This window comes from Mangrovimonas aestuarii, assembly GCF_028767185.1.
Taxonomy (GTDB): Bacteria; Bacteroidota; Bacteroidia; order Flavobacteriales; family Flavobacteriaceae; genus Mangrovimonas_B; species Mangrovimonas_B aestuarii.
In genome coordinates this window covers 50,308-70,686 of record NZ_JARACK010000005.1, presented here as the reverse complement: position 1 = coordinate 70,686, position 20,379 = coordinate 50,308, and the positions used below count along the sequence as shown (strand labels likewise).

20 protein-coding genes are annotated in these 20,379 nt (G+C 34.8%); 10 read left to right on the top strand and 10 right to left on the bottom strand.

The genetic code is table 11. The features are described from left to right. From PWU04_RS07830 to PWU04_RS07815, 4 genes are all read right to left on the bottom strand, one after another. Positions 1-825, bottom strand: coding sequence for a DUF1853 family protein (locus tag PWU04_RS07830; RefSeq protein ID WP_274475449.1), 825 nt, complete (start codon positions 823-825; stop codon positions 1-3). Then, the gene (gene chrA / locus PWU04_RS07825; protein WP_274475448.1) at positions 822-1,952 is read right to left on the bottom strand and encodes a chromate efflux transporter; all 1,131 of its coding nucleotides are present in this window, start codon (positions 1,950-1,952) and stop codon (positions 822-824) included. The genes PWU04_RS07830 and chrA overlap by 4 nt, the downstream gene beginning before the upstream one ends. A gap of 8 nt (positions 1,953-1,960) precedes the next feature. Continuing rightward, positions 1,961-3,685 (bottom strand): sodium:solute symporter family protein, encoded by a 1,725-nt coding sequence (locus tag PWU04_RS07820; RefSeq protein ID WP_274475447.1) that lies wholly within the window; start codon positions 3,683-3,685, stop codon positions 1,961-1,963. 116 nt (positions 3,686-3,801) lie between these two features. Further along, positions 3,802-4,245 (bottom strand): hypothetical protein, encoded by a 444-nt coding sequence (locus tag PWU04_RS07815; RefSeq protein WP_274475446.1) that lies wholly within the window; start codon positions 4,243-4,245, stop codon positions 3,802-3,804. Between the two features lie 102 nt (positions 4,246-4,347). On the opposite strand from PWU04_RS07815, the gene truA reads away from it, so the two are divergent. The 3 genes from truA (at position 4,348) to PWU04_RS07800 (ending at position 6,501) form a co-directional block, all read left to right on the top strand. Next, entirely contained in the window at positions 4,348-5,130 is a 783-nt protein-coding gene (truA, locus tag PWU04_RS07810; protein ID WP_274475445.1) for a tRNA pseudouridine(38-40) synthase TruA, read from the top strand. 65 nt (positions 5,131-5,195) lie between these two features. Beyond that, positions 5,196-5,870 (top strand): DUF2461 domain-containing protein, encoded by a 675-nt coding sequence (locus PWU04_RS07805; protein ID WP_274475444.1) that lies wholly within the window; start codon positions 5,196-5,198, stop codon positions 5,868-5,870. A gap of 109 nt (positions 5,871-5,979) precedes the next feature. Next, entirely contained in the window at positions 5,980-6,501 is a 522-nt protein-coding gene (locus PWU04_RS07800) for a DUF4251 domain-containing protein (RefSeq protein WP_274475442.1), read from the top strand. Between the two features lie 13 nt (positions 6,502-6,514). Here PWU04_RS07800 and PWU04_RS07795 read toward each other — a convergent pair whose 3' ends face one another. Beyond that, positions 6,515-7,183, bottom strand: a complete 669-nt coding sequence (locus tag PWU04_RS07795; protein WP_274475441.1) for a peptidase inhibitor family I36 protein — start codon at positions 7,181-7,183, stop codon at positions 6,515-6,517. A 99-nt stretch (positions 7,184-7,282) separates the two neighbouring features. Continuing rightward, complete coding sequence (locus PWU04_RS07790; protein WP_274475439.1) at positions 7,283-7,744, bottom strand: Lrp/AsnC family transcriptional regulator; 462 nt, start codon at positions 7,742-7,744, stop codon at positions 7,283-7,285. 155 nt (positions 7,745-7,899) lie between these two features. Between PWU04_RS07790 and PWU04_RS07785 the strand changes: the two genes are divergently transcribed. Further along, positions 7,900-9,003 carry a histidine decarboxylase gene (locus PWU04_RS07785; RefSeq protein ID WP_274475437.1) on the top strand — a complete coding sequence of 368 codons (1,104 nt, stop codon included), beginning with the start codon at positions 7,900-7,902 and terminating at the stop codon, positions 9,001-9,003. Positions 9,004-9,091: 88 nt separating this feature from the next. On the opposite strand, the gene PWU04_RS07780 is transcribed toward PWU04_RS07785, so the two are convergent. Beyond that, positions 9,092-11,050, bottom strand: coding sequence for a GNAT family N-acetyltransferase (locus tag PWU04_RS07780; RefSeq protein ID WP_274475436.1), 1,959 nt, complete (start codon positions 11,048-11,050; stop codon positions 9,092-9,094). Between the two features lie 272 nt (positions 11,051-11,322). Between PWU04_RS07780 and recQ the strand changes: the two genes are divergently transcribed. Beyond that, a complete protein-coding gene (gene recQ / locus PWU04_RS07775) occupies positions 11,323-13,437 on the top strand; it encodes a DNA helicase RecQ (RefSeq protein WP_274475434.1) in 2,115 nt (704 codons plus the stop codon). Between the two features lie 10 nt (positions 13,438-13,447). On the opposite strand, the gene PWU04_RS07770 is transcribed toward recQ, so the two are convergent. The 3 genes from PWU04_RS07770 to PWU04_RS07760 are packed head-to-tail and all read right to left on the bottom strand — an operon-like array spanning position 13,448 to position 15,542. After that, complete coding sequence (locus PWU04_RS07770) at positions 13,448-13,996, bottom strand: RsmD family RNA methyltransferase (protein WP_274475433.1); 549 nt, start codon at positions 13,994-13,996, stop codon at positions 13,448-13,450. A gap of 3 nt (positions 13,997-13,999) precedes the next feature. Beyond that, a complete protein-coding gene (locus tag PWU04_RS07765) occupies positions 14,000-14,821 on the bottom strand; it encodes a DUF3822 family protein (protein WP_274475432.1) in 822 nt (273 codons plus the stop codon). After that, entirely contained in the window at positions 14,805-15,542 is a 738-nt protein-coding gene (locus tag PWU04_RS07760; RefSeq protein WP_274475431.1) for a hypothetical protein, read from the bottom strand. Before PWU04_RS07760 ends, PWU04_RS07765 begins: the two co-directional genes overlap by 17 nt. Positions 15,543-15,669: 127 nt before the next feature. Between PWU04_RS07760 and PWU04_RS07755 the strand changes: the two genes are divergently transcribed. From PWU04_RS07755 to PWU04_RS07735, 5 genes are all read left to right on the top strand, one after another. Then, the gene (locus PWU04_RS07755; RefSeq protein WP_274475430.1) at positions 15,670-17,100 is read left to right on the top strand and encodes an ATP-dependent DNA helicase; all 1,431 of its coding nucleotides are present in this window, start codon (positions 15,670-15,672) and stop codon (positions 17,098-17,100) included. A gap of 130 nt (positions 17,101-17,230) precedes the next feature. Continuing rightward, complete coding sequence (gene kdsB, locus PWU04_RS07750; protein WP_274475429.1) at positions 17,231-17,959, top strand: 3-deoxy-manno-octulosonate cytidylyltransferase; 729 nt, start codon at positions 17,231-17,233, stop codon at positions 17,957-17,959. Then, positions 17,950-18,654: an HAD family hydrolase gene (locus tag PWU04_RS07745; RefSeq protein WP_274475428.1), complete on the top strand. Its 705-nt coding sequence runs from the start codon at positions 17,950-17,952 to the stop codon at positions 18,652-18,654. Before kdsB ends, PWU04_RS07745 begins: the two co-directional genes overlap by 10 nt. Positions 18,655-18,656: 2 nt before the next feature. Next, a complete protein-coding gene (locus tag PWU04_RS07740; protein ID WP_274475427.1) occupies positions 18,657-19,280 on the top strand; it encodes a CatA-like O-acetyltransferase in 624 nt (207 codons plus the stop codon). Positions 19,281-19,296: 16 nt separating this feature from the next. Beyond that, positions 19,297-20,379 (top strand): iron-containing alcohol dehydrogenase family protein, encoded by a 1,083-nt coding sequence (locus tag PWU04_RS07735; protein ID WP_274475425.1) that lies wholly within the window; start codon positions 19,297-19,299, stop codon positions 20,377-20,379.

The following is a 20,379-nucleotide window of genomic DNA, read 5'->3' as shown; positions in this document are numbered from 1 at the left end:
TTACCACCAAACAACAAAGAATTTTAAAAGCGTTCCGTTGGGCTGTTTTAACCAGCACAGCGGAGCGTTTTTTGTTTCTAAAAATGTATCTAGTTTTTCCTTGAAAACAGTATAGCTCATCCAATCAATTTGAATTTGTGGTTCTTGTAGCCAATCTTCTTTTATTGGAATGTAGAATTTTGATTTCGAAAACTGCTCTAAATCCTTCCGATAAATATAAAAGCCATATATACAATCGTTGTTGACCAGTTCGAATTGCTTTCCGTAATCTTCATAGGGAACAAATAACTGAGCTTTGAATGAAACCTGTTGTGTAATGTTATCTGGATTTAAGTGAAACTTTTGTAAATAAGGCAGGGTTGTGTCTTTATAGAGCAAAGGAAATTGCTTATCCTTCAGTTTCTCTAACTTTTCAACAAGACTATCCCTTCTATTTGGGCCTATCCAATGTTCTAAGCTTGTATCTCCTACAGAGGGTGCATATAAGTAATATTTAAATACTATTTCAAGGTGAATTGGTTTTCCGTTTTTTAGAAGCAGACAGTCCATTTCGCCAGCCGTTATTTTACCATCTTGTATCTGAATGTTTTCAGCCAAGATATCAAATTCTTTATATTGGCTTAATTCATGAAAAACAAAGTGTTCAACGCGCTTGCCTAATCTTAATCCCTTTGGCATTACACCTGCAAAAGAGTGGGAAGCTTGTTTTGATAGTTGTAATTGTCTTATGTCATATAACTCTGAGTTATGCCAAAGAATAGGAGTGTTAAGGTAACCTTGATATTGTAATTGAAGGGATTTATATTTTTGGTCAGCATCACTCATGTCAATTGTAATAAATAACCGAGTAAACCACCACCTAAAACAATTGACATACTATTTGCTTTTTTAAGACCAAAAAAGGCTATCATTCCAAAAGTGGCTATAGCCATACTTTGCCAATTCACTAAGGTGTCTTTCCCCATGTTAAACAAAACAACAATCATCACCGCAACTGCTGCAATATTTACCGAATCTAGAAAATATCCTAATAATTTTGATTGCCTCATTTTGGGTATTAAAGGATTTAATAGCATTACAAAAAGGAAAGAGGGTATAAAAATACCCAGAGTTGCAGCAACAGCACCCCAAAGTCCATTTAATTGGTAACCAATAAAAGTAGCTGTCGATAATACCGGACCAGGAGTAAATTGACCAACGGCAATAGCATCTATCAACTCCTGACGGGTCAATAAGCCTTTGGAAACCAGTTCGGCATCTAAATAGGCAAACAAAACATATCCACTACCATACAATACAGCTCCAACCTTAAGAAAACTTAGAAATATTTTTGAGGAAGCTATTTGGGTCACACTACTTTTAGTAAAGAGCATGCCAACCAGTGGGACTATGGAATTGAGGTTCCCTTTAGTTTTATTCTTCAAGTAAAAATAAGTAGCTCCTATTATACCACAAATTACGAGCGCCAAGATTTCATTAACGCCCAAAAAGCAAATGATTATAACCAATGCGCCTAGAATACCTAGTTCAATGTTTTTTATCGCTTTCTTTCCGAGTTTGATTATGGCTCCCAATATAATAGCCAAAACAGCAGGTTTTATTCCTTTTATAAAAGGAGAAACTTCTGGTAGCTGACCATATTCTTTGTAGAGCCATGCAAGAAGTCCAGTGATAATAACAGCAGGAAAAATAAAACACACACCTGCTAGAATCAGTCCTAGTTTTCCACCGCGTTCATGCCCACAGTGCATAGTCATTTCGGTAGAATTAGGCCCGGGAATTAAATTGGTTATTCCCATTAGATCCAAAAAGTGCTGGTGATCCATCCATTTGCGTTTGCTCACAATTTCATCTTCCATCATGGCAATGTGCGCAGCAGGTCCACCAAAGGCAATACAGCCCAGTTTAAAAAACACTTTTACTATTTCTGATAACTGGCACGAACGATTCATGAGATGTTCTAAATTTTTCGGATAAGCTTAATAATCACTAAACTACAAATAGCCATAATACCAAGAAGAAGAAATGCTATGCCAAAATCTTTGTAAATAAACTTTCCAATGGCGAATAAGGCACAATAAACACCTATTACACCACTAAAAAAGCACATAATCTTATTTCCAAATCCTTTGAATTTAGAATCTTCTCCAAAAATTAAAGCATTAAACGATTGTAAAGTGTCGTCGTTACTTGGTTTGGTAATTAGGCTAACTATAATCCAACAGATGGTGGTTACCACTACACCAAAAATCAGTTGTTGGTGACCAACCATTTCAACTATTGGACTTTCCATTTTTCCATTAATGAAAAAGAAAATGGCTATAATAAAAGATACAATCATAGCTGTAATTTCACTATATGGATTAATACGGTGCCAAAACCAACGTAGGATAAACAATAGTCCAGTACCAGCTCCTACTTGAAGCATTAAGTTAAAGGCATCTCGCGCTTCTTCTAAAATAGTAGCCAGTAGAGCGGCTAAAATCATCATTACTACTGTTGATATTCTTCCCAATAAAACCTGTTCTTTATCAGTAGCATTAGGCTTTACGAAACGTTTATATACATCGTTTACAACATACGAACTTCCCCAGTTTAAGTGTGTGGAAATGGTACTCATAAAGGCAGCAATTAACGAAGTAATAACAATTCCCAATAATCCTGCTGGCAGATAGGTAAGCATTGCAGGGTAGGAGAGGTCGTCTTTTACATAAATGGCTTCAAGGTCAGGAAAAGCCGCCTGTAAACTCTCTATGTTTGGAAAAATCACTAATGATGCCAATCCAATAAGAATCCATGGCCAAGGTCGTATTGCATAATGTGCTACATTGAAAAATAATGTGGCATAAGTAGCATGTTTTTCATCTTTTGCAGCTAGCATTCGTTGTGCAATATAACCACCGCCACCTGGTTCTGCACCGGGGTACCACACGCTCCACCATTGAACAGCTAAAGGAATAATCAATAAAGGAATCAACATATCTGAGTTACTGAAATCAGGCAGCATCATTGTTTTTGATGATACTATAGGGGAAGAAAATAAGTTATCCAATCCACCTATTTCTGGCATATTTACAATAAAAACAGCAGCCCAAACACTACCCACCATAGCAATAATGAATTGTACAAAGTCTGTTAATAACACCCCTTTAAGTCCACCAAAAGCAGAATAGATTACAGTAACTATTGAAGCAATAAAAAGCGTTTGAAAGGTTGTAAAGCCAAACATAACGTGTCCAATTTTAATAGCTGCCAAACATACATTGGCCATAATAACTATGTTAAAGAATACACCAAGGTAAATGGCCCTAAAACCTCTTAAAAACGCTGCAGATTTTCCACTATAGCGGAGCTCATAAAACTCTAGATCGGTCGTAATACCACTTTTCCGCCACAATTTGGCATAAAAGAACACCGTTAGCATTCCCGTTAGCAGGAAACTCCACCAAATCCAGTTTCCAAATACCCCATCTTGTCTTACAATACCAGCAACAAGGTTGGGAGTATCTGCTGCAAAAGTTGTTGCCACCATACTAACACCAAGTAACCACCATGGCATATTACGCCCGGACAAAAAGAATTCGTTACTATCTTTTCCAGCCCTTTTGGAAACGTAAATACCGATACCGGCAAATAGGATTAGGAAAAATATAATGATTATCCAATCTAAGGTAGAAAGCGTCATGAGGTAGATTCAGTTTTTGTTGGTAAAACAAAACTAACATTATTCAGTAAATAAAAAAGACATCAGTAAAATACCTGATGTCTTTTTCGTTTTTGGTTAGTTAGTTGTTTAGTTAATTAATTAATCCATTGCTTGGCAATGGCTTTATTAGATAGCCATATCAGTAATAAAGCAATTATGGGAATCATAACCACCATGCTTAATACAAAGGAGGAGTCAAAAACCTCAAAATAATTTTTGGTAACAAAAAGGTTATTGCTCATTTGAACAATTACGGCAATTAATGAAATTAGAAATAACGGTTTGGCCCATTTCTTTCTCAGTAACAAACAAATGCAGCCAAGAACCGCTGTGAATACGGCTACTGCAAAAGCTCCCATAGCCCATGCAGGTGTATTGTCTATTATTACTAATTGCTCTTCGTTGTACATGGCTCTGAATTCTGGCGTGTTGTATGCTTGCTGAATGTAGCCGTGAACTCCCAATAGGTTCCAGATAAGCGCTAAAACGCTCACTATCCAGTACCAAACAGGAGGTTTGTTAATAGATTGTATTGTCATTAAGGAGTGATTGGTTAGTTAGTGATGCACAATGTATGAAAAATTTGCCATACCCTTCAAAAAAGTTTATTTTTCGCCGCTGAAAAGCTAATTTCAATTTCTGTGGTTAAAAAGCGTTACTACTACTTAATAAACATTCAGTATTTAGGGTATAGGTTTCATGGTTGGCAAAAGCAGCCTAATCTTAAAACTCTGCATTTAATGATTGATAAAACCTTGAATTATGTTCTAGAGGGAAAACAATTTAAGTCATTAAGCGCCGGCCGGACAGACGCTATGGTTTCGGCCCATGAAGCAGCATTCGAGCTTTTTGTTTACGAACCTATAGAGGATATAAATTCCTTTTTGGAATGGTTTAATTATAATCTACCACAGGATATAAGGGCACTGGGCATTCGTGAGGTAGATGCCGAGTTTAATATCATTAATAGTTCCAAGCTAAAAGAATACGTTTACATTTTTACACATGGTCAAAAGTGTCATCCTTTTTGTGCTCCTATGATGACTACCATTCTCGATCCTCTTGATATTGAAATTATGAAACAGGGAGCTAAGCTCTTCGAGGGAACACATCATTTTAAATCCTATTGCTATAAAGCTACAGATAACGGTGAATATATCAGAGAGATCGAATTGTGCGAGATTACCGAAAATAGGCTTATCAAAGCGAATTTCTTTCCAGAGGAATCTTATATGATGACAATACGGGGAAAAGGGTTTATGCGGAACCAGATTCGTTTGATGATGGGAGCCTTGATTAAGTTAGGTAAAGGAGAAATTTCACTAGATTTTATAGAACATACGTTAAAACCTGATGTTCATGAGCATATGGAGTATATAGCTCCAGCCTCAGGATTAATGCTCAACAAACTAAAGTTTGAATAGTGTACTGACTTTGTAGTTGTGTATATAAACACTAACTTGTTGAACCTTTTAATCAATTCAATCTAATGAGTACAATTTCTCCGAATGTCCTAGGTTTTTTAGCAAAGCTTAAAGAAAATAATAACCGTGACTGGTTCAACGATAATAAATCTGAATACGAAAAAGTCCACAAGGATATTAAAGGTGTTTATAACGATGTTTTACAGGGATTAAGACAGCATGATGACGTTGATAAGCTTAAGTTGTTCCGAATATACAGGGATGTACGTTTCTCTAAGGATAAACAGCCATACAAGACACATTTTGGAGGATCTTTCCATCGTGTAAAACCTGAACTTAGAGGAGGGTATTATCTACATATAGCTCCTAATAACGAATCGTTTATTGCAACTGGGTTTTGGGAACCTAACAAAGATGATTTATTACGTATACGTAAAGAGTTTGAAATGGATGATGATGAAGTACGGGGAATAATGGATAATTCATCTTTTAAATCTGTTTGGGGTAACCTTCAAGGAGATGAAGTTAAAACAGCTCCAAAAGGGTTTAGCCGCGACCATAAAGCAATAGATCTAATCAAGAAAAAACAGCATATATTCACAAAATCGTTTACAGATAAGGAAGTTTTAAGTACAGATTTTCTATCAAAGATTGATGGTGCTTTTAAAACCATCCGCCCTTATTTTGATTATATGAGTAGCGTGCTAACAACAAATTTAAATGGAGAGTCGATAATCTAAAACTATTTTTTCGTTTTTCATTATGGTTCGCTATCTATTAGAGCGATATGTGGTAATTAAGTGTTTTTTTGCTGAATAATTGGTAACTTTATGTATAAATTTAAAAGCTATGAAGACAATTATTTACACCGTTTTATTTTGTTTCACAGTAATGGTGTCTTATGGGCAGAACAAGGTAGATAAAAAAGCTCAAAAAAAAGCAGAAGCTACCAAAGAGTACACAAACACAAAAGCGTTAATTCAATCTGGCACCTATATGTTTGAGGCTATTAATGCGACCCCTATGAGTGGTGGCCTGATAGATATGGTTAATAATCCTAACCATATTAGAGTGAATGAAAAAAATGTTGATGCCTTTTTACCTTTTTATGGAGAACGATATGTGGGGGGGAGCTATAGAAATAATGGAGCTATAGAATTCAATCAAGAAGTTCATGATTACAATGTAAGTTATAATGACGAAAAGCAAATTATTACAATAAGCTTTAGAGCAATTAATGAAAGTGACACAATAAACTTTCGTCTACAAGTAAGCCATGAGGGGTGGGCTACAGTATACATTAGAAGTGTTCAACGTTCACAAATAACTTATTATGGACAGTTATCAGAACTTGAAAATGATGAAAAATAGTAAAATTTGCTTCTTACCTTCTGTCCCTATTAACCCTCACACTAGAAGTTCTATCATTCCATCCCGAACGAGATAAGCAGTCCACACTATTATAAAATGTTTTACTACTTCCTCTAAAATTCTCGTCAGAGTAGAGCGTAATTGAATAGCCTCGAGGAACTCTAAGCGATGAAAGATCGTCGTTTTTAATGCCCAAATCATGAATATTGTGGTCACCGATTCGCAATGTAGAACGGCTTCCTTTGTAATCGCAGTCACTATATAAGGTTACAGCATTATCTGAGTGATGATTATTTCCGCTATAATAGTTGTCTCTGTCACGATCTTCGTGCCTATTATCATGATCTCTATATCCATGATGACTAGATTCTCTATTAACTATAACACTGGATGCTCTGTCATTCCATCCAGATCCATTCAAGCAATCAACATCATCATAATACGTTTTTTTACTTCCTCTATAATCTTCATCAGAAAAAAGAGTAATAGAGTACCCTCTAGGTATCTCTATTGATGATAAATTATCATTTCCAACTCCTAAATCATGAAGATTATGGTGACCTTCATTTAAAGTTGCTCTTTTTCCTCTATAATCACAGTCACTAAATAAAGTTACCCCTCTTTGGCCATAAGAAAATATTGAAATAAAGAGAAAAGCTATAATGCTGATTTTGAGTTTCATTTTTTTTAAGGTGTTGATTAATAGCTTTATAAAGTTACTTTTTTTTGATCAAAATAACAATTTGAGTTAAGATTGGTCTATTTTTATTTTCACTACTTTCTAAACGATTATTTTTGTTTCGTTTTTTATTTGTCGAATAACAAACGAGCTTTGTACGTTTGAAATAATATCCAATTGAGACATCTTTCTCAATATAAACTCTTCATACTCCTTCATATCCTTTAAAAGAATCTTAAGAAGTAAATCGTAGTTTCCAGCAATGTATGATACCTCAAGTATATCATCTAAAGTTTCTATATATTTTTCAAATGTTTTGAAATCAGATTCTTGGTGTTTTCTCAAAGTAACCTGGCAGTAAACAATTAGGTTCTTGTTTACCAATTCCGGATTTACTATGGCCACATACTTTTGGATTATTCCACTTGCTTCTATCTTTTTTAAACGCTCATGAACTGGCGTAATGGATAAGTTTACCTTCTTTGCTAGCTGTTTTATGGATTGTTTACTGTCTTTTTGAAGTTCATTTATTAATATTCTATCCGTATCATCTAATTGTATCATGGTAATTATTTTCGATTACAATATGAATATAACTAAATTCCAGTATAAAATTCTTTTTAATACCTATTTTGTGGTAATAATTTGTTATTGTAAGCTTTTTTAGTATTAAAAAATACTGTTGTACTATCTTTGCGTCAGAAAATAATAGTTTAGTTATGAATGAGATAGAAGCTATTTACAATAGAATTAAAGCCAATACAAATGGTTTTTTGGGTTATCCCTTGGCAAAGGATTTTTCCTTTAGCGACTTTGCACCATTTTTAGACCTGTGTATCAATAATGTTGGTGACCCAGAATCACCTTCAACATTAGCTATAGACACTAAGGATATAGAAAATCAATGTATTTCATTTTTTGCGGATATATTGTCCACCAATACAAATGAGGTTTGGGGGTACATCACTAACGGTGGTACCGAAGGTAATCTTTATGGTTTGTATTTGGCTAGAGAGCGTTATCCAAATGCAGTTGTATATTATAGTGAGTCAACCCATTACAGTGTTAAAAAGAATTTACATCTGCTTAAACTCGATAATATTGTAATTCGAAGCCAAGAAAATGGTGAAATCGATTATCAGGATTTAGAACAATCTGTGATGTTACGTCGTGATAAACCAGCAATATTTTTTCTTAATATAGGAACAACAATGACAGAGGCTGTCGATAAGCTTGATGAGATAAAGCGTATTATCCGTCAGTATGCTATCAAGGACTATTATATCCATTGTGATGCTGCTTTCTTGGGAAGCATTGCCCCTTTTGTTGAACCAAAACCTAAATTTGATTTTTCTGAGGGAGTGGATAGTATTGCTATTTCTGGACATAAATTTCTTGGAGGCCCAATACCTTGTGGTGTAGTAATGGCAAGGCGTCAGCATAGAAACAGAATTGCAAATTCTATTTCGTATGTAGGAACAATGGATACTACTATCACAGGTTCCAGAAATGGATTAACGCCTTTGTTTATGTGGCAACTGATTAAAACATATGGTAAAGAAGGTTTAGCTAATCGTGTTAAAAAATGCCAAGAATTAGCTGCCTATACAGAAAAGGAGTTGAATGACTTAGGAGTAAAGGCTTGGAGAAACAATGAGGCTCTGACGGTTGTAATGGAAAAACCATCGGAAATGCTTTGTAAAAAATATCAATTGGCTTCAGAGGGCGATATTGCTCATATTATTTGTGTGCCAGGATTGCAAAAGGAAAGCATAGATACATTTATAAATGACATAAGACTCCAAAAGACATTAGCCAGTTAAGTATGTTATTACCCAATAATAAGAGCTACCTAAAGTATCAATAGTAAAAATTGATGTTAGGTAGCTCTACCTTTTAAAGGGATCTTCATCAATTGATATTAAAATTGATTTTACTAATGTTTTTCGCGATTTCAATTTTACTTATTATGGAATCGATAATTCTTTCATACAATTTGTCCCCCAGGACCAAATCTTCAACATCAGTATCAATATTAGGATTGTCATTTACTTCAACAACATATATTTTTTCATCAACAAATTTTAAATCAACACCGTAGAGACCGTCTCCGATTAGTGAAGCTGCTTTCAGAGCCGTCTGCAGTACACTACTTGGGACATCTTCCAACGCCAGAGTTTCAGAATCACCAGATTTGTCAGTACTATCGCTGTTCCAATCATATATTTGCCAATGATTTGGAGACATATAGTATTTGCAGGCGTAAAGGGGTTTGTTGTCTAAAATACCTATACGCCAATCGTATTCCGAGTAGAGAAAATCTTGACATATCACCATATCCGATGTTTTAAAGTATCGGTTAAGTTCCTTTAAAGCTTCTTCTTTTGTACTTACTTTGGTTACTCCCAATGAGAAGGCACTATCTGGTTGTTTTAATACCATAGGGTAGTTTAAGTTGTTAAGCAGCTTTTTATCAAATAGATTTTTTGTAAACACTCTAGTGGCTGGTGTTAGTATTTTATGTTTCTTAAAAAGTTCGTTTTGATAAATTTTATTCGAACATTTTAAAATAGACCAAGGATCATCTATTACAACGAGTCCTTCAGCAAATGCTAGTCTTGAAATTTCGTATGTATGATGATTTACATTAGTGGTTTCTCTAATAAATAGAGCATCAAATTCATTGATTTTGTCTATATCAGTCTTAGTTATAAATTCGACATAAACCCCTTTTTGATTGGCTTCTTTTTTTAATTTTTGCAGGGCTTGTATGTTAGAAGGCGGATTTTCCTCTAGCGGGTTTGTCAGTATTGCTAGATCGTATTTAAAATTCGTGAGTTTAGAGACGTTATACCGTTTGCGACTTAGATGATTTGCTGCAAATTCATGCATCTTCTCAATGTCATCTTCTGCTACCTGATTGATGTTGAGAATCTTGATATCCTTGATCAACCATCTGTCTGGTTTAATAAAGTTCACTTTAAACAACGGGGCTTCAAAAAGCAGGTATAACTTTTTTACTAAGGTTTGAAATCCCTTGTTGGGTGTTTGCCCAAAATAAATGTTCAGCGAAAAGGAAGTATCCTTAATACGCTCCAGTTTTTTGTTGATTATATCGTCAACCTCATAAGCAGCAGACTGGATTACATTTAATATCCTTAAATCCCGTATTGTAGTAATGCTTGGTATAACACGTTGCCCCCGAGCCGAAGCCAATAGTGAGACATAATACCCATAACTTTGGTATTTATAGGAACTACAAAGGTTAAATACTCTATAATCTGTACTGTTATGGTAAATGGGGTTATTGATATAGTCCCTAACAGAAACAATTTGTGCATTTATATCGGTTTGGTTCCAACTATAGGGTTTGTTCATTACAATCAGGTTTTGTGTCTTTTTAGATCTAGGAGGTGCTTGTACACTTAATTGCATCTTAAGAGCATCTTCATTGCTGCCATAATAATCCTTTAAGGTATCTGTAACCTGAAACGCTCTGGTCTTGTACCAATTAGTTAATTTTTGGTTTTTGGCGTTGACTTCAAGAATGATTTTTTCAAAATTACCGCGAATGGCATATTCTTTCACATGGTTTAATAAAACCTCTCCAATACCCTTGTTTTGGTGCTCTGGCAAAACAGCAATGGAATAGATTCTTAAACTGTACTTGTATTTGAACAAAATAACAGAACCTATGGACTGTTTCTTTTTATGGCCAGTTTCAACAATTAGCAGTTCTTGAAATTGGCTAACTATACTGTTTTTTATATTCTGTTTGGTGTTTCTCTGAAATTCAGGAAAGGATTTGTTTTCCAAAGCCCATAGGAACTCCAAATCGTCTGTTTTAGCCTTTCTTATAGTGATGTTCATCTCTAATCCTGAAACAGTTCAGTTGTATTGTAATGCATTGTTAATGAGTGTTTTTTTGTTTTTTAATTCTCTAAAACCACATTAGAGATTTCGCTAATAAATATCTGTAAACTATTTTGATATTTATTCTAAATGATTCAAAAAAAAACATATTAAAGTTGAAGAATTTAGAAGGTTTAATTGAAGCGCTTTTTTATAGAAATTGAATGCTTACATTATTTGTACTCTTTTAATAATCAAACTACTTTTGCAGCACGAAATACCTATCCTCAATGGCAATCAAACCAATACAATCTGATATTCATAATACTCTAAAACAATATTTTGGTTACGATACCTTTAGGGCGACACAGCAAGACATTGTAGAGTCGGTTTTAAGTAAAAGTGATTGTTTGGTAATTATGCCAACTGGAGGAGGAAAGTCTATTTGTTTTCAGTTGCCAGCGCTATTGTTTCCTGGAGTCACTGTTGTTATTTCACCTTTGATAGCCTTAATGAAAGATCAGGTGGATGGATTGTTGGCCAACGGTATTCCTGCAGCTTTTTTTAACAGTAGTCAGGATGTAGCAGATCAAGAAAGAGTATTAGATCGTGTAGCACGAGCTGAAATTAAACTACTTTATGTTGCACCAGAGAGTCTTGCTGGGTTGGAAAATGTATTAAAGGAAAGTTATATAAGTTGTTTAGCTATTGATGAGGCACACTGTATTTCGTCATGGGGGCCGGATTTTAGACCATCTTATCAGCAATTAGGGTTTCTTAAAAAGCAATTGCCCAATACGCCTATTATTGCTTTAACAGCTACTGCTGATAAAGCTACGAGACAGGATATTGTCAATCAGCTTAATATTTCCCATGCTAAGCAGTTTATTTCTTCTTTCGATAGGAAGAATATAGAAATAGAAGTACGTCCTGCTGATGGAAGAACTCAACAAATCGTCCGATTTATAAAAAAGCGCCCCAATCAATCTGGGATTGTTTACTGCCTAAGTAGAAAGAATACCGAACAATTGGCTCAAAAACTTTCAGATAATGGTATCCCGGCTAAGGCATATCATGCAGGATTGAGTTTTGAGGAGCGTACCAGAATACAAGAAGACTTTATTTTTGATGACTCACAGGTGATTTGCGCTACCATTGCTTTTGGTATGGGAATAGATAAATCAAATGTGAGATGGGTGATTCACCATAATATGCCAAAGAATATTGAAGGCTATTATCAGGAGATAGGACGTGCAGGTCGGGACGGTCTGCCTTCTTATGCATTGCTATTTCACAGCTATGCTGATGTGATTCAGCTTCAGAAATTTGCTAAAGGGTCATCGAATGAAGCAGTGCAATTGGCCAAATTGGATAGGATGAAGCAGTTTAGCGAGGCTACTACCTGCCGAAGAAAAATTCTGTTAGGGTATTTTGGGGAACTGTTGGAAGAAAATTGTGGTAATTGTGATATCTGTAAAAATCCACCTCAGTTTTTTGATGGAACTATTATAGCCCAAAAAATACTTTCAACAATAGCTAGAGCCAATCAAAATGAAGCTATAGGAACAATAATAGATGTTTTAAGAGGTGCTCGTAATACTAATATAATTGAAAAGGCTTTGGATGGATTGTCAACTTATGGGATTGGACAGGACATTTCATGGAAAGACTGGCAGCACTATATTGTCCAGCTTATTAATCAAGGGTATTGCGAAATTGCTTTTCACGATCATAATAATTTGCAACTTACTCATCTTGCAAATAAGGTTTTGTTTCAAAGTCATAATGTATTGCTAACACATGCTGTACATCAATCAGAAGCTATTGCTAAGCCCAAGAAGCCTAAACCAATTAAACAAGCACAGGATAACAATCTATTTGAGCGTTTGCGGAAACTACGTTATAAAATTGCACAAGAAGAGGATATTCCGCCGTATCTAGTTTTTAATGATGCTACTCTAAAGGAGATGGAACAAGTACGACCAATGAGTGAATCGGAATTCCTTACGATAAGCGGAGTAGGACAGAGGAAGCTGGAAGTTTATGGGGATGAGTTTATAGCAGAGATCATTGATTTTATGGCTTCAAAGCGTAAGAAGCCTAGAAAGAAGGATACGTATTTAGAAACGTTTAAACTTTATGAATCAGGTTGTTCTGTTGAGGAAATTGCTCAAAAAAGAAAATTGAATCAAACAACCATCTATTCTCATATCGCTAAGTTATATCTGGATGGAAAAGAGATTAATATTTACGATTTTGTATCGAAAAGCGAAATACAAGCTGTAAAACAGGCTAAAGTGGAATTGAACAATCCTTCAGTTTTAAAACCGTATTTTGAACACTTTAATGAACAATTGGACTATTTTAAGATTCGTTTGGCGTTAAGTGTTATTGAAAGGGGATAGTTTGTTATCCTTATTCGGCTTCTTCTTTCTCAAAAAAACTAAACACACTTCCACCGTATGATCTTGAATAACTAAAATGGGGTAGTGAAGACAAATTAGTATGCTTAGCATGCTCAACAATCAAAACACCTTCGTTTTCAAGTAAATCATTTTCAAACACAAGAACTGGCACTTTAGCGAATTCGTCATCACCAATATCGTATGGAGGGTCTGCAAAAATGAGTGTGTATTTTTGCTTGCTTTGTTCTAAAAATTTAAAAACATCACTTTTAATAGTACGAATAGGCATGTCAAAACTTTCGGCAGTTTGGTTTATAAACTTTATACAGCCAAAATTTTGATCAACTGCTGTAATTTCTGTGGTTCCTCTCGAGGCAAACTCATAACTTATGTTACCTGTACCAGAAAATAGGTCTAAAACAGAAATTGAGTCGAAATAATACAGGTTATTTACAATGTTGAATAGGGCCTCTTTGGCCATATCCGTAGTAGGGCGTACCGGTAACTTTTTTGGAGCTACAATCTTTCGTCCTTTATATTTTCCGGAAATTATCCGCATGCTTTAAAAACTGTTTAATATAATAAAATTGCTATGGTTGTTTTTTGGAGATTTGGTGAAGTTTAAATTATGAGTATTCTTTCCAAAATTCACCTCTCTAATGTATTTGTAAACCATATTGTAAAGTTCGTCATTTTCGTTAATAGAGCCTACGAGCTTGACCTTAACAGTTTCTGGGTTTAATTCCAGTTGCTCTACTGTAAAAAGTACATAATAAATAAAGTCCTCTTTAGTAGTGAATTCAAATCGATTATAAAATTGAAGCTCTCCAGATTTTATGACTACAATTTCAAAATGAGGATGGTCAACATTTATATACATAACAGATTCGATTGTCTGTTGTTCTTGCTTTAAGACATTCTCAATAAGTATTGTGGCAGAATGCTTGAATGTGAATTCTCCAAATTGATCGTAAATAAAATTGTTTACATTAACGTATGGAACATAAACGTTTTTAGAGCGATTAATATCTATTGTGTCGTAAGATATATAGTCAGATACTAATATCTTAGCATTATATTTAAGATAATCGGCTAAATGGGCTTCATCAAAAAATTTATCGGGGACAAGCGAAGCCAATTCATTAGAATGTATGAGTTGGACTTTCCGAAAAAGCTGACTCAATTCCTCCTCATTATCAAAAGCTTCCTTAATCCAGTCCAATAATTCTATTGGGTTACATTTTTGCTCTTTTTTAAAATGCTTGAGATAGGTAACTGTCAGGGTATCTTTCTGTAGGATACAAAAAGAAAGTCCACTCAAACTGATTTGAATGGACAACTCTTGGTTAGTTAGTTTTGATGGTTTTTTACTCGTTAGAGCCATATACTTTAGGCCAGTTTCCAGATGTGTTTACTTCAGTCATAGATCCCACTTTTAGAGCATCACCATTAACAGCATCAACAGACATCACTTGGTTTTCTTGTACTAAAAGATCCTTGTTTTGGTCGAAAAGAATGATGTCCTTTTTTACAGATGCTTCAAACACTGGAATATTAACATCATTTTGGTTTATTAAACCAGATTCCATTTTAAATTTAGCTCCTTGTTCTCCAACAGGAACATTCATCATTGTTTTATAGCGATCAGAACCTTTAAACAATGAATCCTTTACAGGTACAAAGCCTAAAGTGTCTGTTAGGGTAATATCTTTGAACATATCTACACCGTAGCTCTTTGACGCTTCTACATCTTTAACAGTGGAGTCTCTACGTTGCGTGATAGTAAATTGTGCAGTATCGATAAAAGTAATTAAATCGTCAAAGTTTCCTGCAAACTTTCCTGTAATTTGCTTGTGTGCTAATTGTGCATCTCTAATATCAACTAAACGCTCAATAACTTTCGCATAACGATTATTTTTAAGCTTGTTGAATTTTATAGGTTCATATATGGACATGTAGGTTTGATAACCTAAGAAGCCAATTAAAATCCATAGTCCAATAAGTAGAACAGGCTTAAGTTTGGTAGGCAAAAATTTGTCTACTATCCATACTAAAGCAATTGTTAAAAGAATTACGGCAACTGCAATTAAGAGTATTGTGAACATGACGCGATTTAGTTAAATTTTATTAAAAGGTCTTTCGCAAATCTACAATTTTTTTTTATTCGTAAAAACCAATGCTAGTAAAAATCATTACTATCTTTGATTAAATTTTAACAAGAACAGGCTTTCAATGACCGCTTCCGAATTCTATTCCCTTATAAAACAAGAATTTCCATTTTCCCCCACACTAAAACAGGATATAGTACTTCAACAATTGGCCAATTTTATTTTTAAAGATACTAAAAATGCTGCTTATGTGCTTAAAGGTTACGCTGGAACTGGTAAAACAACTATTGTAAGTACTATAGTAACTCATTTGTGGAAAGCAAGAAAAAGTGCGGTGTTGTTAGCACCAACAGGCCGTGCAGCTAAGGTTATAGCAAATTATTCAGGAAAGGAAGCGTTCACTATTCATAAAAAGATATATTTCCCAAGAAAGGAGCGAGGAGGAGGCGTGAAGTTCGTACTTCAACCCAATAAACATAGAGATACAATTTTTATAGTTGATGAAGCTTCGATGATTTCAGATACACCAGGAGATTCCAAACTTTTTGAAAATGGCTCACTACTTGACGATCTAGTACAATATGTATATTCAGGTCATAAGTGCAAATTGTTATTGATAGGTGATACGGCTCAGCTTCCACCTGTTAAACTGGATTTGAGTCCGGCCTTGAACGAACAAACGTTGGAGTTAAACTATAATAAAGAGGTGTCCAGAATGGAGTTGGATGAAGTTGTTCGACAAGAACAGGAGTCGGGTATTTTATTTAACGCAACTGAAATACGTGAAACTATTCATGATGAATTTTTCGATAGTTTTAAGTTTAATCTAAAGGGGTTTCATGACATTGTTCGTTTGATAGACGGCCACGAAATCATGGATGCTATCAACGATTCCTACAGTACTTTAGGAAACGAGGATTCTGTAATTATAGTAAGGAGTAATAAGAGGGCCAATCTTTATAACAAACAAATACGAAGTCGAATTCTATTCAATGAAAATGAATTGACGGCTGGCGATTATTTAATGGTTGTAAAGAATAACTATTTCTGGGTAAAACCAACAAGTGAAGCAGGCTTTATTGCTAATGGAGATATTGTTGAAGTATTGGAAATTTTTAGCATCAAGGAGTTGTATGGGTTTCGATTTGCAGAAGTTAAAATTCGAATGGTCGATTATCCTAAAATGAAACCTTTTGAAACGGTTTTACTTCTTGACACCATTGAAGCAGAAACCCCTTCGCTTACATATGAAGACTCAAATCGAATGTACCAAGCGGTAATGGAAGACTATCAAAATGAAACAAGTAACTATAAAAAGTTCTTGAGTGTCAAAAACAACAAATTCTTTAATGCTTTACAAGTTAAATTTTCTTATGCCATTACATGTCATAAATCACAAGGAGGGCAATGGGAAACTGTTTTTGTAGAGAGACCTTACCTGCCAAATGGAGTTGATAAGGAATATTTAAGGTGGTTATATACTGCAGTAACCAGGGCTAGGAGTAAACTTTATCTAATAGGGTTTAAAGATGAAGATTTTGTCTCAATGGACTAAAGCTTTGGGGTACAGGCTATCCTAATATTTGAAGTTTTAAAATGATTCGTTTTGCAATAACTTTAAAGTGAAAGCATCTTGAATTCGTGCTTATTTATTTATTTTTGAAACAGAAATGTAGATTATACTTATGAAAATTATTTCTATGATTCCCGCACGTTACGCGGCTTCCCGTTTTCCAGGAAAATTAATGCAGGATTTAGGAGGAAAACCGGTAATTTTAAGAACTTATGAGGCTACCGTGGCCACTAAATTGTTCCATGAAATTTATGTGGTTACCGATAGTGATATAATCTACGATGTTATTACCTCCAATGGTGGTAAGGCCATTATGAGTAAAAAAGAGCATCAATGTGGAAGTGACCGTATTGCAGAAGCTGTAGAGTTCATGGATGTTGATATTGTTGTAAATGTTCAGGGTGATGAACCATTTACAGAAGTATCTTCTTTAAAAAAGCTTATAGAGGTTTTCAACGATGATCACGATAAAAACATTGATTTAGCGTCACTAATGGTTCAAATCACAGATAGGGAGGAGATAGAAAACCCAAATACAGTTAAAGTAATTGTAGATCAAAATAATTTTGCATTGTATTTTTCTCGTTTCCCAATTCCATTTCCCAGAGACCCGGAAGTGGATGTTAAACACTATAAGCACAAAGGCGTTTATGCTTTTCGAAAAGATGCATTGTTGGATTTTTATCGATTGCCAATGCTTAGTTTGGAAGCATCTGAAAAAATTGAATGTATTCGCTATTTAGAATATGGAAAGCGTATAAAAATGATAGAGACTGATGTTCAGGGAGTTGAAATCGATACGCCAGAAGATTTAGAACGAGCCAAAAAGTTATGGAAGTAGATTACAGTAACATAAAAGTAATTGGGTTTGATGCCGATGATACCCTATGGGTAAACGAGACATATTTTAGGGAAGCAGAAGTTGAATTTGCAAAATTGTTTGCAGAATATGAAACCGCTAACAAAATAGATCAAGAGCTCTTTAAGATGGAAATGAAAAACCTATCGCTTTACGGTTATGGGGTGAAAGGCTTTATTTTATCTATGGTAGAAATGGCATTAGAGTTGTCCAATTACAGAACGTCTAATAAAACTATTGAAGCGATTTTGGACATTGGTAAGGATATGATAAATAAGCCAGTGGAGTTATTGGAAGGTGTAGAAGAAGTGCTGGAGCATCTTTCAGAGAAGTATAAGCTAATATTGGTTACAAAAGGAGATTTATTGGATCAGGAAAGGAAACTAGAAAAATCTGGTTTGTTGGACTACTTCCATCATATAGAGGTTCTGAGTGATAAAAAGGAAGCTAACTACAGTAAGCTGCTAAACCATTTAGATATCAAACCCTCGGAATTTTTAATGATTGGAAATTCTTTAAAGTCAGACATTTTACCTTTGGTAAACCTAAAGGCTAAGGCAATACATGTACCTTTTCATACAACTTGGATTCATGAACAAGTTCATGAAAGTGAATCTAACGGAAAGGAATATCAAACAATAAGTAAATTATCAGATGTTTTAAAGTTGATGAATTAATTTTGAACTACAGAATAATTGATATATCGAGTTGGGATAGGAAACAACACTACGAGCATTTTAAGGTTATGTCAGACCCTTATTTTGGTGTAATTATCCCATTCGATGTAACGAAAGCAAACAAATTTTCCAAAGCTAACAATGTTAGTTTTTTTGGACGTTATTTGCACGATTGTATGCGAGCAATTAATGCAGAACAAAATTTTAAATATAGAATTAAAGAGGATGAAGTAGTGGAATTTGATACAATTCATGCTTCCGCTACGATTATGCGTAAGAATAAAACCTTTGGATTTTCGTTTATCGATTTTGATGAAAATCTTAGTCGTTTTTTAGATAATCTTGAGGCTGAAAAGCAGCGTATTTTCGACTCTAGAGAATTATACCCTCCAAAAAACAGTCTGGATTGTATACACTGTTCTGCTTTGCCGTGGGTTAATTTCACAGGTCATAAAGAACCTGTATCAGGTAAGCTGGATTCGGTACCAAAACTTGCTTTTGGAAAGGCTGTAAACATTAATGGAAGTTTAATAATGCAAGTAGCTATCAATGTAAACCATGCATTGGTGGATGGTTACCACCTAAGCCAATTTGCAGAACGCTTTCAGGAATTTTTAAATGAGTAAAAAGAAAGATTAGTAAATGAAATATAAGAATTTTCCAATGGTATCTCGAGTTGTCTTTGGTCGTGGTAGTTTCGATCAAATCGGTGATATCTTGGAACCGAAACGTTTAAATACAAATGCCCCTTTTATCTTTTTTGTAGACGATGTTTTTAAAGGTAACGCTTGGTTAACCTCCAGAATACCTTTAGCCTACAATGATAGGATTATCTATATTTCTACTGAAGAGGAACCCAAAACATCTCAAATAGATGAGTTGGTAGAGCAAATCATTTTAGAGCATAAAGATAGGCCTTCCGGTATTATTGGTATTGGAGGTGGAACAGTAATGGATGTAGCTAAAGCTGTAGCCATTATGTTAACAAATGAAGGAGATGCTAAGGAGTACCAAGGATGGGATTTGGTTAAGCAACCAGCTATTTATCATGTTGGAATACCTACTATTTCTGGTACAGGCGCAGAGGTTTCGCGTACAACAGTATTAACCGGACCAGATAAAAAATTAGGAATTAATTCAGACCATACGCCTTTTGATCAAGTGATTCTGGACCCAGAGCTAACTAAGGATGTTCCAAAAAACCAATGGTTCTATACTGGGATGGATTGTTATATTCACTGTGTAGAATCGCTTAGTGGGACATATTTAAATGCGTTTAGTCAAAGTTATGGGGAAAAAGCATACGAGCTTTGTATGGAGATATTTCTGAATGATACTTTGTCTGAAGAAGAGATGCAAGATAAATTGATGATGGCATCATGGCATGGAGGAATGAGCATAGCTTATTCTCAAGTAGGTGTTGCTCATGCTATGAGTTATGGGCTTTCGTATGTTTTGGGAACAAAACATGGAATTGGAAACTGTATTGTGTTTAATCATCTTGAGGAGTTTTACCCTGAAGGAGTTAAACACTTTAAGGCAATGAAAGAGAAGCACGGTATTGAACTTCCACAAGGTTTGTGTAAAAACCTGCCTGAAGAGCAAATCAATACCATGATCGATGTGGCTTTGGGGTTGGTACCGTTATGGGAAAATGCTTTGGGGGAACAATGGCAGAATACCATTAATAGAGAGAAATTACGTCAACTATATAAGAAAATGTAA

Bases quoted from the DNA above. Each gene is read 5' to 3' on its own strand.
- PWU04_RS07805 (WP_274475444.1), top strand. From the start codon at position 5,196: ATGAGTACAATTTCTCCGAATGTCCTAGGTTTTTTAGCAAAGCTTAAA.
- PWU04_RS07760 (WP_274475431.1), bottom strand. From the start codon at position 15,542: ATGTTCACAATACTCTTAATTGCAGTTGCCGTAATTCTTTTAACAATT.
- PWU04_RS07815 (WP_274475446.1), bottom strand. From the start codon at position 4,245: ATGACAATACAATCTATTAACAAACCTCCTGTTTGGTACTGGATAGTG.
- PWU04_RS07790 (WP_274475439.1), bottom strand. From the start codon at position 7,744: ATGATACAATTAGATGATACGGATAGAATATTAATAAATGAACTTCAA.
- kdsB (WP_274475429.1), top strand. From the start codon at position 17,231: ATGAAAATTATTTCTATGATTCCCGCACGTTACGCGGCTTCCCGTTTT.
- PWU04_RS07800 (WP_274475442.1), top strand. From the start codon at position 5,980: ATGAAGACAATTATTTACACCGTTTTATTTTGTTTCACAGTAATGGTG.
- PWU04_RS07735 (WP_274475425.1), top strand. From the start codon at position 19,297: ATGAAATATAAGAATTTTCCAATGGTATCTCGAGTTGTCTTTGGTCGT.
- chrA (WP_274475448.1), bottom strand. From the start codon at position 1,952: ATGAATCGTTCGTGCCAGTTATCAGAAATAGTAAAAGTGTTTTTTAAA.
- PWU04_RS07745 (WP_274475428.1), top strand. From the start codon at position 17,950: ATGGAAGTAGATTACAGTAACATAAAAGTAATTGGGTTTGATGCCGAT.
- PWU04_RS07765 (WP_274475432.1), bottom strand. From the start codon at position 14,821: ATGGCTCTAACGAGTAAAAAACCATCAAAACTAACTAACCAAGAGTTG.
- PWU04_RS07770 (WP_274475433.1), bottom strand. From the start codon at position 13,996: ATGCGGATAATTTCCGGAAAATATAAAGGACGAAAGATTGTAGCTCCA.
- PWU04_RS07785 (WP_274475437.1), top strand. From the start codon at position 7,900: ATGAATGAGATAGAAGCTATTTACAATAGAATTAAAGCCAATACAAAT.
- PWU04_RS07780 (WP_274475436.1), bottom strand. From the start codon at position 11,050: ATGAACATCACTATAAGAAAGGCTAAAACAGACGATTTGGAGTTCCTA.
- recQ (WP_274475434.1), top strand. From the start codon at position 11,323: ATGGCAATCAAACCAATACAATCTGATATTCATAATACTCTAAAACAA.
- PWU04_RS07830 (WP_274475449.1), bottom strand. From the start codon at position 825: ATGAGTGATGCTGACCAAAAATATAAATCCCTTCAATTACAATATCAA.
- PWU04_RS07820 (WP_274475447.1), bottom strand. From the start codon at position 3,685: ATGACGCTTTCTACCTTAGATTGGATAATCATTATATTTTTCCTAATC.
- PWU04_RS07795 (WP_274475441.1), bottom strand. From the start codon at position 7,183: ATGAAACTCAAAATCAGCATTATAGCTTTTCTCTTTATTTCAATATTT.
- PWU04_RS07755 (WP_274475430.1), top strand. From the start codon at position 15,670: ATGACCGCTTCCGAATTCTATTCCCTTATAAAACAAGAATTTCCATTT.